This is a genomic window from Halomonas sp. LMYGS-3 (assembly GCF_059509875.1).
In genome coordinates this window covers 1-11799 of record NZ_JCAKFQ010000028.1, presented here as the reverse complement: position 1 = coordinate 11799, position 11799 = coordinate 1, and the positions used below count along the sequence as shown (strand labels likewise).

Sequence of the window (11799 nt, the reverse complement as noted above, 5' to 3'; positions counted from 1 at the left end):
GACCAAAGTCGAGTGGGTAAACGTTTACTCTTTCTTCGTAAACGTTTACTTTTGCCTCCTTCGCGCCTGCGGCGCGAGGCCATATCGCTCCCGGGACATCCTGTTCCGAGGCCATCCCCGAGAGGAGAGACACGATGACGCTCAAGGTCACCGTCTGGGGGGAGAACGTGCACGAGCAGACCAACGAGGTGGTTGCACGACTCTATCCCGAAGGCATGCACGCCTGTATCGCCGATGCATTGAACGAAGACCCGGCGCTCGAGGCGCGTTCGGTCACCCTGCAGGAGCCCGAGCATGGTCTGACCGAGGAGGTGCTGGAGAATACCGACGTGCTGCTGTGGTGGGGGCATGCCGCCCATGGCGAGGTGTGCGACGAGATCGTCGACCGGGTCCAGGCGCGGGTGCTGCAGGGCATGGGACTGCTGGTCCTGCACTCCGGCCACTATTCGAAGATCTTCAAGCGCCTGATGGGCACCACCTGCTCGCTCAAGTGGCGCGAGGCCGGCGAACGCGAGCGGCTGTGGGTGGTCAACCCCGGCCATCCGATCGTCCAGGGCCTGGGCGACTACATCGAGCTGCCCCACACCGAGATGTACGGCGAGCCCTTCGCGGTGCCCAACCCCGACGAGGTGGTCTTCATCAGCGCCTTCGAGGGCGGCGAGGTGTTCCGCTCGGGCCTCACCTACAAGCGCGGCAACGGCAAGATCTTCTACTTCCGTCCCGGCCACGAGACCTACCCGATCTACTACGACGACCAGGTGCGCCTGGTGCTGAAAAATGCCGTCAAGTGGGCCCGTCCCGAGGGCTCGCGGTGGATCGACAGCTGCCCCAACGTGCCGCCGGAGCAGGCACCGAATCCGGTCGAGGTGAAGGGCGAAGGGTTGCACAAGCCCGGTGAGGAGGGGTTCAAATGATTCGACTGGCGATCATCGGTGCCGGCAGCATGGCCGGCGAACATGCCAAGCACTTCAAGGCGCTCGAGGGTGTCGAGGTGGTCGCAGTGTGCGACCTCGACGGCGACAGGGTACGGGCCTTCGCCGACCGGCACGGCATCCCCGAGGCCTATACCGACCTCGCGGCGATGCTCGCACGCGACGATATCCAGGCGGTGAGCAACGCCACCCCGGACGGGGTGCACAAGGCGACCTCGCTGGCCGCCATCGCTGCCGGCAAGCATATCCTCTGCGAGAAACCGCTCGCGACCAACGAGGCGGACGCCCGCGAGATGGCCGAGGCGGCCCGCGAGGCCGGGGTGATCAACATGATCAACCTCAGCTACCGCGATGCCCCGGCGATCCAGCACGCCCGCGAACTGATCGCCTCCGGTGCCATCGGTCGGGTGATGCATGTCGATGCCAGCTACCTGCAGAGCTGGCTGGTCAGTCATGCCTGGGGTCGTTGGGACCGGGACAGCCAGTGGCTGTGGCGGCTCTCCGAGGGCCACGGCAGCAAGGGCGTGCTGGGCGACGTGGGGGTGCATATCCTCGACTTCGCCAGCTTCCCGGTGGGCGACATCGTCGACGTCAACTGCAAGCTCAAGTGCTTCGACAAGGCCCCCGGCAACCGCATCGGCGACTATGTGCTCGACGCCAACGACAGCGCCCTGATGCGTGTCGAGTTCGCCGGCGGTGCGCTCGGCACCATCCAGGCCACGCGCTGGGCCACCGGCCACCACAACTCCCTGAAGCTCTCCGTCTATGGCGACAAGGGGGCGGTCAGCGTGGTGCTCGACGACGCCAAGGATCGCGTGCTGACCTGCTTCGGCGACGACGTGCACGCGGCGCGCTGGACCGCGGTGGAGGCGCCGCCGACGCCGAGCATCTACCGGCGCTTCATCGACGGCATCGCCAGTGGGGTCAACGACCAGCCCGACTTCGCGCGGGGGGCGGCACTGCAGGCGGTGTTGGATGCCTGCTTCCTGTCCGATGAGCAGGATCGTAGCGTTTCCTTTACAGCAGCCAGCGACACAGCCCCATCCCCAGCATGATGCCCAGCGCCAGCAGCGCGGCCGCCAGCCAGGGGCCGCGCAGGCGTTGCCAGCGGTTGTGCAGCAGGGCGGCGCGGGTCAGGCGCTGCATCAGCTCGTCGTGGCGGGAGCCGTGGGTATCCGGCGGCAGCGAGAAGTCGTCGGCCGGACCGTCGCGCCAGTAGGGGGCATGGGTGAGGCCGAGGCGGGCGCGCAGGCGGCCGATCTCCGACAGGGTGGTATGCAGGGCATCGTACTCCTCGCGACGGGAGTCGACCTCGAGCACCGTGCGGGCGTCCGCCTTGAGGGCGGTGTGCTCGCAGCGCTCGATGGCGTCGGCGATCTCGACTTCGCCGGCCCGTGGGGCGAGCCCCAGCCGCTGGTAGAGATCGCGCATCTCAGCTCACCTGCATCAGGTAGTCATAGGCCCGGCGGATCCGCTGGAAGCGCTGGGAGGCGCTGGTCATCATCGCCTCGCCGGCGTTGAAGAAGCGGTCGGGATGGTGGGCCTGGGCCAGGCGACGATAGGCCGTGCGGATCTCGCTGCGGCTGGCGCCGGGCTCGAGGCCGAGCACCGCCAGGGCACGCCGGGTACGGTCACCGGGCGGTGGTCCCTGGCGCGAGCCCCGCGCGTGCTGGCGCTCGTCCTGTCGTCGCGACTCCTGCTCACGCTGACGACGCTGCTCCTTGGCCTGCCAGTAACCGCTTCGGCTGGGATCGTCGGGGTTGGCGAAGGCCTTGCCGGCCACCGCCTCGAACAACGGGGCGAACTCGCCGGGTGAGACGCCGAGCAGATCGGCGAGAAAGCGCAGCACATGCTGGTTGGCCAACGACAGCCTGCCGTCCTCCTGTGCCAGGGCGATGGCCAGGCGCAGGAACGAGGCGGCCCGCTCCCCGTGCACCTCCTTCTGCAGCACCTCGGCGGCCAGCTGGATGGCGCCCAGTTCCTGGCTGGCGGCGATCTCGAGGATCGGTGCCAGCGCGTGGCCGTGGCGAAAGCCGCCGGTCAGTTCGGTCAGGCGTGTGCGCTCCGGTTCGCCGATCGGGCCGCGATTCGTCAGCACCCAGGCGAGCAGCAGCAGGGCCGCGGTGTCGGCCTGATGGCGGCTCTTGAGCAGCAGCAGCTCGAAGGGCGAGAAGCGGGCAATGGTCATTCCCTGGCTCCCGGGAGTTCGATGTTGTTCTTGGCAGATCAAGGGGGTACGCCATGGTCGCCCCGGCGCGCAGCGTTGGCAAGTCCGACGCCTCACGCAGTACCATCGGAGGTCATGGCATGGCCCCGACTTCGCGGGGTGGCCCCGGGCCAGGAGCAGCGGCGAAGTGATCAGCGTCGAGCGCAAGGACAGCTTCCATCTCAAGATCTCCCGCGTGCTGCAGGAGGAGACCTCTCACAAGCTGGACCTCTTCCTGTTCGTACCCGGCGAGCTGGGGCTCAATACCCATGTGATCTCCGAGGATGCGTTCTATCACGGCGCCATCCACGTCAAGCGCACCTACTACAGCGATCGACACCAGCTGCCACTGGTGATGAGCCGCCTGGCCGGGCGCGGCAAGCTCGACACGAACCAGTATCGCCTCGGGTTGAGTCTCTACGCCTATCAGTACGTGGTGGCGCTGGAACGCTCCAACCAGGCGTTGCTGGATACCGCCCGCGAGGCACGCAAGGCGGAGAAGCAGGGTGAGGAAGCGAGCACGCGGCGACGCGGCGACCGGGCGAAGGAGTCCGTCGAGACCGACGGGGCGGAGGAGAACGGCCCGGAGGGGGATCTCGCCGAGCAGTTGCGGGAGCGTCTCGAGGAGCTCTGCGAGCTCACCCAGGGGATCCTGCGGCGGCTGCGTCGTCAGAAGCCAGGCGACGAGAGCCTGCACCGCTACTACGTCAACATCGACAACTATCTCTCCTGGTTCACCGAACAGAGCCTGCTGGCGCTGGTCGCCCACCTGCCGCGGGGCAGTGGCTACCGGGAGATCCGCGAGCGACTGCTGGCGATCTGTCGGGCGGAGAGCGAGCATCGGGAGTCCCGCGAATACAACTCCGAGCGGGTCACCCGCGATCCGACGCGGATGTCGAACAAGATGCGGCTGCTGCGTCGCCTGATCGAGTATCCGGTGACCCTCAAGCAGCGCAACCAGGAGCTCGGTGGCGGTGAGGAAAAGGCGGTCAAGGGGCTCGCCACGGCGGTGGTGATGGTCTTCGTCTCCATGGGACTGCTGCAGGCCAGGGATGCCCTCGGCGATATCACGGTGCTGCTGGTGCTGGTGATGGCGTTGCTCTATGCCCTGCGCGAGGTGTTCAAGGACGACCTGCGCGTCACCCTGTGGCGCTTGTTGCGCAAGGGGCGACCCAAGTGGCGCCGCCAGTACCTGGATCCCACCAGCAACGAGCCGGTCGGCCGCCAGCTCGAGTGGTTCGACTACAAGCGCTTCACCCGCCTCGACCCCGACGTGAAGCGGGTGCGCAAGCGCAACGTGGCCCAGCGCGAGGAGGTGGTGCTGCACTACCGCTCCAGTTCGCGGATGTCGCCGACTCGCTTTCTCAGCGGTTACAACCGCACCCGCGAGACCCTGAGCCTGGATCTCTCGCTGCTCACCCGCCTGATGGACAAGGGCAGCCATCATGTCTATCGGCTCAAGGAGGGGCAGGTCTCCCGGGAGGCGGTGGAGAAGCGCCACTTGATCAACCTGGTGATCCGCGACGTGGAGGGCGAACGGGAGCCAACCCTGCAGCGCTGGAAGATCGTCATGAGTCGATCGAAGATCGTCGATGTCGAACTGGTGCACGAGGAGGGAGACGAGAGATGAAATCGCCGCTGAAGACGCTGCTGGCCCCGGTGGAGTGGGTAGCCGAGAAGCTCGGTACCACCGCCGAGATCGAGCGCAGCGCCGAGGAACAGGCCCGGGTCGATCGCGAGTGTGAGCGGCTCGCCCTCTACCAGTTCCGGGCCGATCCCGACTGCATCAAGGTACGCCGCGAGATCACCCGGCTGAATCTCGCCATCGAGGTGCGCGACGCCCAGCTCGACCCGGCTCACCGCCAGGCGCTGAAGGAGGCCGGCGGCAAGGCGCAGGCACCGTGCCTGCGCATCGCCGCCGACGAGGGGCCCGATCGCTGGCTCTATGACAGCGATGCGATCATTGCCTGGCTGCGCGAGCGCTTCGGCGAGTGAGGCGGGCGGTCAGGCCGGCCCCGGGGAATGCGGCGCGAGGTTCTCGGGGCCGAAGGCGTCGGGCAGCAGCTCGTCCATGGTATAGCGCCTGAGCGGCTGGCCCTCGGCATCAAGCACCTCGATGCGGGTGTCATCGTCGGCGAACTCGCGGATACGCTGGCGGCAGTCACCGCAGGGCGAGCACAGGTGCGTACCGGGGCCGATCACGTAGACGCGGCGCAGCCGCCGCTCGCCGGCGCTGACCATGGCGGCGATGGCCGAGGCCTCGGCGCACAGGCCCTTGTAGTGGGCGACCTCCACGTTGGCGCCGGCGTAGCGGGTGCCGCTCTCGCTCTCGACCAGTGCGCCCACCGGGTGGTGCGAGTAGGGGGCGTAGGCACGGTCGCGTACGGCGATCAGCTCGCTGACGATTGCCGGATCGACTGGCTGTCGTGAGGCTTCGCTCATGGGGTGTCTCCCGCCTGGCCTCGGTCGTCGCGCAGCACGCTCTCCAGGGCGATCTCCATCATCTCGTCGAAGGTACTCTGCCGGTCGGCGCTCGAGAGCGAGTCGCCCTTGAGGATATGGTCCGACACCGTGCAGATGGTCGCGGCGCGGGCGCCGAACTCGGCGGCGACGCCGTAGAGGCCGGCGGCCTCCATCTCCACGCCGACGACGCCGTAGCGCTTCATCAGCGCGAAGAGCTCGGTCTGGGGGGTGTAGAACAGATCCGCCGAGAAGAGGTTGCCGACCTTCACCGCCACGCCCAGCCCCCGGGCGGCGTCCACCGCGTGACGGCTCAGCTCGAAGTCGGCGATGGCGGCGAAGTCGTGGCCCAGGAAGCGGGTGCGGTTGACCCTGGAGTCGGTGCAGGCGCCGAGGCCGATCACCACGTCGCGCAGCGCCACGTCGTCGCGCACGGCGCCGCAGGAGCCGACCCGGATCAGCCGCTCGACACCGTAATCGGTGATCAGCTCCTTGGCATAGATGGAGGCCGAGGGGATGCCCATGCCGTGGCCCATTACCGAGATCTCGCGGCCCTGGTAGCGGCCGGTGTAGCCGAACATGTTGCGGACGTCGGTGACCCGGCGGGGCGCGTCGAGGAAGGTCTCGGCGATGTACTTCGCCCGCAGCGGGTCGCCGGGCATCAGCACGGTATCGGCGAAGTCACCGCGCTCGGCGTTGATGTGGGGGGTCGCCATCAGTGGCCTCCTGTGGATGCGGTGCCGGTGGAAGTGGGGAGAAAACTCTCGCCGTCGGCCATGGGCGGCAGGCCGCGGCGATATGGCCCAGGCCGCGGCCCGAGACCATCGGCACGCAGCCGCCACAGGCGGCGACCCAGGGGCCGAGCACCAACGAGACCAGGTCGCCGACCCCGCCGGTGGAGTGCTTGTCGAGCACCGGGCCGGGCAGGTCGAGGTTGCACCAGTCGCGCACCTCGCCGGAGTCGCGGATCGCCTCGGTCAGGGCCACGGTCTCGGCCGCGTTCATGCCGTTGAGGAAGATCGCCATGGCCAGGGCCCCGACCTGGGCGTCGCTCAGGCTGCCATCCTTGATCCCGACCACCAGCGTCCGGATCGATTCGGCGTCGAGCATCTGGCCGTCGCGTTTGGCGCGGACCAGTTCCTGGGGCAGGGCTCGAGAGTGCATCAGTAGCCTCCCGCCGGCGTGCCGCCGCCGGAACTCTCGCTTCCAGGGGCATGGCCCAGGGTCTCGAGCAGGCTGTCGAGCAGGCCCGAGGCGCCGAAACGGAAATGCGTCGGGGTGACCCAGTCGGCTCCCATCAGGCGCTCGGCGAGGGCCAGATAGGTCTGGGCGTCTTCCACGGTACGCACCCCGCCGGCAGCCTTGAAGCCGAGGTCGCGCCGGCCGCTCTCCCGGATCGTGGTCAGCAGGAGCTCGGCGGCCTCCAGGGTGGCGTTCACCTTCACCTTGCCGGTCGAGGTCTTGAGGAAGTCGGCGCCACTCGCGATGGCGAGTTCGGCGGCGCGGCGGATCAGCGCTGGGGTCTTCAGCTCGCCGGTTTCCAGGATCACCTTGAGGGTGGCCTCGCCGCAGGCCTGGTGACAGCAGGCGACCAACTCGCGGCCCACCGTCTCGTCGCCCGCCATCAGCGCCCGGTAGGGGAAGACCACGTCCACCTCGTCGGCGCCGGCGGCGACGGCCTCGCGGGTTGCCCGGGCGGCGGCCAGGACGTCGTCCCCGCCGTGGGGGAAGTTGGTGACTGTGGCCACCTTGACGCTGCCCTCCAGCCCATGGGCCTTGAGGGCGCGGCGTGCGGAGGTCACGAAGGCAGGGTAGACGCACACCGCCGCCGGGGTGCCGGCCGGCGTCTTGGCGCGTCGGCACAGTGACTCGATGCGCTCGTCGGTGTCGTCGTCGTTGAGGCTGGTGAGGTCCAGAAGCACCAGGGCCTGGCGTGCCGTCTGTTGCAGGTCGGTCATGGGGCACCTGTTGTCGTTGGTTTCACCCCGAAGGGGTGGGGCTTGGGTGTGGGGTGAAAAATAGAACAAGCAGTGTTATTTTTCTAACAATATTTGGTTGGCTCGCCCGAAGGCGTAAGGAGCGGCGAGCGCGATGGCAATTCCCGCGATGCTGGATCAGCATAGAGCCCCACGGTGCTCGCCGTGACACAGGACGAGGAGGTTCGATGAACGGCCGCAGTGCCATGCGACTGGCGCGCCTGCAGGAGGTGCTGGTCGGCGGCGGGACCATGCGACTCGCCGAGGCGGCGAGGCTCTGCGGGGTCTCGGAAATGACCATTCGCCGCGACGTGGCGGCGAGCGACGGTGCCATCACCTTCTTCGGCGGGCGCCTGGTGATGGCCGACAATCCCCGTTTCGCTCCGGTCTACGACCTCGACGAGCAGAAGGTCAGCCACTATCCGGCCAAGTGCCGGCTCTGCGAGCGGGCCAGCGCCTTCATCGAGGAGGGCGACACCCTGTTCATCGATTGCGGAACCACCCTGATGCCGCTGGTCGAGTCGCTGGCGGCCCACCGCGAGCTCACCGTGGTGACCTATGCGCTCAACGTCGCCAATGCGGTGAGCGCCTTGCCCGGCGTGCGCCTGGTGCTGCTCGGCGGCCTCTACCACGGCTCGTCGCAGTCGTTCGGCGGCGACGACATCGCCGAGGCGATCCACCGACTCGGCATCAATCGCGCCTTCCTGTCGGCAGCGGGCGTTCACGATCAGAAGGGGGTGAGCTGCTTCCATTTTCACGAGGTGGGTCCCAAGCAGGCCGCCATCGCCATCGCCGGGCAGCGTCTGTTGGTGGCGGACGAGAGCAAGCTCGGCATGATCCGTCCGGCACGTTTCGCCAGCGTCGACGACTTCGATGTGGTGATCACCGACGGCGAGGCGGGGCGCCGGTTGCAGCAGCATCGCGAGGAGACGGGCAAGGGGCCAGAGGTGTGGCTCGCCTGAGGGTGGCTTGTCGCCCCTGTCCTGAATCAAGGCGCGGGCGCTGGGCCGTTGCTATTCTGCATATAGGCAACGACTTCACGGGAGCGATGCCCGCGTCCGAAGGGTTCGGTGCGGTGGCTCGGCATCCCGCTTTCCCAGGAGACCATGACATGCAAGCCGCCGATATCATGACCACCAATGTGATCAGCGTGACCGTGGATGCCGAGGTGCGCGAGATCGCCAGCCTCCTGCTGGAGCACGGCATCAGTGCCGTACCGGTGGTCGATGCCGACCAGCGAGTGCTGGGTATCATCAGCGAGGGGGATCTGATGCGTCGGGTCGAGAACGATACCGGCGAACACAAGTCCTGGTGGCTGAGGTTGTTGTCCGGCGCCAACCCCGGTGACTACGTCAAGTCCCATGGCCGCAAGGCCGGCGAGATCATGACCCCGAAGCCGATCACCATCGGCGAGGACGAGCCGCTGCACCGCATCGCCAGCCTGCTCGAGAAGCATCGTATCAAGCGAGTGCCGGTGGTGCGTGACGGCAGGCTCGTGGGCATCGTCAGCCGCTCCAACCTGTTGCGGGGGTTCTCGGTCACGGCGCCGGATACGGGCCTGGATGTCACCGGCGACGATCGGGAGATCCGGGACGCCATTCTCAAGGAGGTCGACGAGAACACCGGTGTGCTGGTCGATCGCATCAACGTCATCGTCGCCGAGGGCAAGGTGCAACTGTGGGGGCTGGTGGAAAACCAGGAAGAGAAGATCGCCGTCCAGGTGGCCGCCGAGAACACCGCCGGCGTGAAGGCGGTGGAGAACAACCTGGGCTTCGTACCTCGGGGCATGGCGAGTTTCTGACGCGCCGTCATCAACGCCAGCGGGGTGGCCGTTCGGCCCCCCCGTTGGCGTTGATGGGGTGTGGTGCTCTCAGTCCTGGCGGGCCTGAGCCTGGCGCAGGGCGCTTTCCAGGTTCTCCAGGCTGCGCTCGAGGTGGTGCAGCTTGTCCAGGCCGAACAGCCCGATGCGGAAGGCCTGGAAATCGTCACCCTCGTCGCACATCAGCGGCACGCCGGCCGCGACCTGTACCCCTGCCTCGGCGAAACGATCGACGATCCGTGCGTCGTCGGTATAGCTGACGACCACGCCGGGGGCCTCGAAGCCCGGGGCAGCGACACTCGCGAGGCCATGCTCGGCGAGCATGGCACGCACGCCCTGGCCCAGCGCCAGCTGCTCCTCGCGGAGTTTTTCCAGGCCGTAGGCCTCGACCTCGGCCATCACGTCGCGCAGCCTGACCAGGCCGTCGGTGGGCAGAGTGGCATGGTAGGCGTGCCCCCCCGCCTCATAGGTCTCCATGATCGACAGCCACTTCTTCAGGTCGCAGGCGAAGCTGGTGCTGGTGGTCGAGTCGATGCTCTCCCGGGCCAGGTGCGACAGCATCACCAGGCCGCAGCAGGGCGAGGCGCTCCAGCCCTTCTGGGGGGCGCTGACCAGCACATCGATGCCCAGGTCCTGCATGTCGACCCAGAGGGTGCCTGAGGCGATGCAGTCGAGCACGAAGAGGCCACCCTCCTCGTGGACGGCGTCGGCGATCCGTCGCAGATAGTCGTCGGGCAGCAGCATCCCGGAAGAGGTCTCGACATGGGGCGCGAATACCACGTCGGGCTGCTCGGCGTGGATCGTCTCGAGCACCTCCTCGATGGGCGGCGGGGCGAAGGGCGAGGTGGGATCGTCCTCGTCGAGCCGCCGCGCCTTGAGGACATCGGCGTCCGAGGGAATGCGCCCCATTTCGAGGATCTGGCTCCAGCGATAGCTGAACCAGCCGTTGCGAATCACCAGGCAGCGCCGGTCGGTGGCGAACTGACGGGCCACGGCCTCCATGCCGAAGGTGCCGCTGCCCGGCACGATCACGGCGCTGTGCGCGTGGTAGACCCGCTTCAGGGTGGCGGAGATATCGCGCATGACGCCCTGGAAGCGGGCCGACATATGGTTCAGGGAGCGGTCGGTGTAGACCACCGAGTACTCCAGCAACCCATCGGGGTCGACATCGGGTAGCAAGCCGGCCATTTCATTCTCCGTATTGATGTCAGGCCTTCGTGGCTGAAGGCTCGTTCGTGCCCTGAGCATATTCCGATTCGCTAACGGGGGCCAGCCGAGGTAGGGGGCAGGCAAGGAGGTTGGGGCAGCCGTGGCTATTCCGAGCTGGCCAGCGAATTGCCTCGTGGCATCGCCTCCTGGTCGATGGCGGCGATGGCCCTGGCGGCGCGCTGGAGTGCCGGCAGACACTGCAGGGCCTTGTCGCGTGTCATGCGCATGATCGGTGCCTGAATGGCGATGCCCAGGTTCGACTTGCCCTTGGGGTTTGGCGCCAGGACGGCGATACAGATCAGGCCGGGCAGGAACTCCTCGTCATCGAAGGCGAAGCCGTTCTGGCGAACCATCTCGACCTCCTCTTCAAGGGCATCCAGCGTCGTGAGGGTATTCCTGGTGAACGCCTTCAAGGGAATCTCTCCCAGCAGCCGCTTGCGCTGCGCCGGGCTCATCTGGGCCAGGAACAGCTTGCCGCTTGCCGAGCAGTGCACGGGCACTCGGGATCCCGGGTGCAGGTAGAAACGCAGGGCGGCCGAGGTTTCGACGCGGTCGAGATAGAGTACCTCGCCTCCCGAGAGCGCGGTGATATTGCAGCTCTCGCCGACCTCATCGACCAGTTGGCTCAGCACCGCATGGCGGGCTCCGTGCACGGTGTCGTTGAGCAGGAGATTTTCGGCCAGGCGGCGCAGCCGGCTGCCCTTGTTGTAGTGGCGGCTGTCGGCCTCACGCTGGAGCATGCCGGAGCCCTCGAGCTGCTGAAGCATGCGATGCAGGGTCGGTTTGGGCAGGCCGGTCTCGTCGACCAGGCTCTGCAGGGTAAAGAACTGATCCTTTTCGGCGATGACCTCCAGCAGCGCCAGCAGGCGCTGGGCAGGTGTGTCGCCCTCGAGCTTGGTGATCTCGGATTTGCTACTGGTCATGACGGTCCCCCTTTCCGTCAAGGTATCTCGTTCCTGAAAAGAAATCAATTTGTACCATTTTTTGAAATGCGGCATTGACATCGCAGCGAAGGAGAGGCTAGATTCTGACCATGTTTCGGTAATCGGAACTTTCTGTACCACAAAAACGTTATTCGGCGATGCGCCGAGGAGGACCCCGATGAGCACCCCCGATCCCCAAGACACCCGCCGCGTCGTGCAGGGCAAGCAGACCATGACCCCCTCCGAGGCGTTCGTCGAAACCCTGGTCGCCAAC

General features: G+C 67.1%; 13 protein-coding genes and 1 pseudogene. 6 read left to right on the top strand and 8 right to left on the bottom strand.

From position 1 onward, the window contains the following. Nucleotides 1-134: 134 nt before the first annotated feature. Nucleotides 135-914, top strand: a complete 780-nt coding sequence (locus AC5W54_RS19010; protein ID WP_495963669.1) for a ThuA domain-containing protein — start codon at nucleotides 135-137, stop codon at nucleotides 912-914. After that, nucleotides 911-1987: a Gfo/Idh/MocA family protein gene (locus AC5W54_RS19005; protein WP_495963668.1), complete on the top strand. Its 1077-nt coding sequence runs from the start codon at nucleotides 911-913 to the stop codon at nucleotides 1985-1987. The genes AC5W54_RS19010 and AC5W54_RS19005 overlap by 4 nt, the downstream gene beginning before the upstream one ends. Here the strand turns inward: AC5W54_RS19005 and AC5W54_RS19000 are convergent. Both AC5W54_RS19000 and AC5W54_RS18995 read right to left on the bottom strand, forming a co-directional pair. Continuing rightward, on the bottom strand, nucleotides 1950-2363 hold the full coding sequence (locus tag AC5W54_RS19000) for a hypothetical protein (protein ID WP_495963667.1): 414 nt from the start codon (nucleotides 2361-2363) through the stop codon (nucleotides 1950-1952). The two genes, AC5W54_RS19005 and AC5W54_RS19000, sit on opposite strands and share 38 nt — an antisense overlap. Nucleotide 2364: 1 nt before the next feature. Beyond that, nucleotides 2365-3120 (bottom strand): DnaJ domain-containing protein, encoded by a 756-nt coding sequence (locus AC5W54_RS18995; RefSeq protein ID WP_495963666.1) that lies wholly within the window; start codon nucleotides 3118-3120, stop codon nucleotides 2365-2367. Nucleotides 3121-3286: 166 nt separating this feature from the next. Between AC5W54_RS18995 and AC5W54_RS18990 the strand changes: the two genes are divergently transcribed. Then, nucleotides 3287-4768: a hypothetical protein gene (locus tag AC5W54_RS18990; protein ID WP_495963665.1), complete on the top strand. Its 1482-nt coding sequence runs from the start codon at nucleotides 3287-3289 to the stop codon at nucleotides 4766-4768. Beyond that, complete coding sequence (locus AC5W54_RS18985) at nucleotides 4765-5133, top strand: glutaredoxin family protein (RefSeq protein WP_495963664.1); 369 nt, start codon at nucleotides 4765-4767, stop codon at nucleotides 5131-5133. The genes AC5W54_RS18990 and AC5W54_RS18985 overlap by 4 nt, the downstream gene beginning before the upstream one ends. Before the next feature lie 9 nt (nucleotides 5134-5142). Here the strand turns inward: AC5W54_RS18985 and cdd are convergent, their stop codons facing one another. From cdd to deoC, 4 genes and pseudogenes are all read right to left on the bottom strand, one after another. Continuing rightward, nucleotides 5143-5580, bottom strand: coding sequence for a cytidine deaminase (gene cdd, locus AC5W54_RS18980; RefSeq protein ID WP_495963663.1), 438 nt, complete (start codon nucleotides 5578-5580; stop codon nucleotides 5143-5145). Further along, nucleotides 5577-6314 carry a purine-nucleoside phosphorylase gene (deoD, locus tag AC5W54_RS18975; protein WP_495963662.1) on the bottom strand — a complete coding sequence of 246 codons (738 nt, stop codon included), beginning with the start codon at nucleotides 6312-6314 and terminating at the stop codon, nucleotides 5577-5579. Before deoD ends, cdd begins: the two co-directional genes overlap by 4 nt. 82 nt (nucleotides 6315-6396) lie before the next feature. Then, nucleotides 6397-6762: pseudogene (locus tag AC5W54_RS18970) on the bottom strand (thymidine phosphorylase); the annotation flags it as partial. Further along, nucleotides 6762-7556 carry a deoxyribose-phosphate aldolase gene (deoC, locus tag AC5W54_RS18965; RefSeq protein ID WP_495963661.1) on the bottom strand — a complete coding sequence of 265 codons (795 nt, stop codon included), beginning with the start codon at nucleotides 7554-7556 and terminating at the stop codon, nucleotides 6762-6764. The gene deoC and the pseudogene AC5W54_RS18970, both read right to left, overlap by 1 nt. Before the next feature lie 206 nt (nucleotides 7557-7762). Between deoC and AC5W54_RS18960 the strand changes: the two genes are divergently transcribed. Together AC5W54_RS18960 and AC5W54_RS18955 are read left to right on the top strand one after the other, a co-directional pair. Further along, nucleotides 7763-8536, top strand: coding sequence for a DeoR/GlpR family DNA-binding transcription regulator (locus tag AC5W54_RS18960; RefSeq protein WP_495963660.1), 774 nt, complete (start codon nucleotides 7763-7765; stop codon nucleotides 8534-8536). Between the two features lie 149 nt (nucleotides 8537-8685). After that, a complete protein-coding gene (locus tag AC5W54_RS18955; RefSeq protein WP_495963659.1) occupies nucleotides 8686-9375 on the top strand; it encodes a CBS domain-containing protein in 690 nt (229 codons plus the stop codon). 69 nt (nucleotides 9376-9444) lie between these two features. On the opposite strand, the gene AC5W54_RS18950 is transcribed toward AC5W54_RS18955, so the two are convergent. Continuing rightward, on the bottom strand, nucleotides 9445-10581 hold the full coding sequence (locus tag AC5W54_RS18950) for an aminotransferase class V-fold PLP-dependent enzyme (RefSeq protein WP_495963658.1): 1137 nt from the start codon (nucleotides 10579-10581) through the stop codon (nucleotides 9445-9447). A 125-nt stretch (nucleotides 10582-10706) separates the two neighbouring features. After that, complete coding sequence (locus AC5W54_RS18945; protein WP_495963657.1) at nucleotides 10707-11525, bottom strand: IclR family transcriptional regulator; 819 nt, start codon at nucleotides 11523-11525, stop codon at nucleotides 10707-10709. Nucleotides 11526-11799: the final 274 nt, after the last annotated feature.

Excerpts from the sequence above, each read along its gene's own strand:
- deoC (WP_495963661.1), bottom strand. The coding sequence starts at position 7,556 with ATGACCGACCTGCAACAGACGGCACGCCAGGCCCTGGTGCTTCTGGAC.
- cdd (WP_495963663.1), bottom strand. The coding sequence starts at position 5,580 with ATGAGCGAAGCCTCACGACAGCCAGTCGATCCGGCAATCGTCAGCGAG.
- AC5W54_RS18960 (WP_495963660.1), top strand. The coding sequence starts at position 7,763 with ATGAACGGCCGCAGTGCCATGCGACTGGCGCGCCTGCAGGAGGTGCTG.
- AC5W54_RS19005 (WP_495963668.1), top strand. The coding sequence starts at position 911 with ATGATTCGACTGGCGATCATCGGTGCCGGCAGCATGGCCGGCGAACAT.
- AC5W54_RS18955 (WP_495963659.1), top strand. The coding sequence starts at position 8,686 with ATGCAAGCCGCCGATATCATGACCACCAATGTGATCAGCGTGACCGTG.
- AC5W54_RS18950 (WP_495963658.1), bottom strand. The coding sequence starts at position 10,581 with ATGGCCGGCTTGCTACCCGATGTCGACCCCGATGGGTTGCTGGAGTAC.
- AC5W54_RS19010 (WP_495963669.1), top strand. The coding sequence starts at position 135 with ATGACGCTCAAGGTCACCGTCTGGGGGGAGAACGTGCACGAGCAGACC.
- AC5W54_RS18995 (WP_495963666.1), bottom strand. The coding sequence starts at position 3,120 with ATGACCATTGCCCGCTTCTCGCCCTTCGAGCTGCTGCTGCTCAAGAGC.
- AC5W54_RS18985 (WP_495963664.1), top strand. The coding sequence starts at position 4,765 with ATGAAATCGCCGCTGAAGACGCTGCTGGCCCCGGTGGAGTGGGTAGCC.
- deoD (WP_495963662.1), bottom strand. The coding sequence starts at position 6,314 with ATGGCGACCCCCCACATCAACGCCGAGCGCGGTGACTTCGCCGATACC.
- AC5W54_RS19000 (WP_495963667.1), bottom strand. The coding sequence starts at position 2,363 with ATGCGCGATCTCTACCAGCGGCTGGGGCTCGCCCCACGGGCCGGCGAA.
- AC5W54_RS18945 (WP_495963657.1), bottom strand. The coding sequence starts at position 11,525 with ATGACCAGTAGCAAATCCGAGATCACCAAGCTCGAGGGCGACACACCT.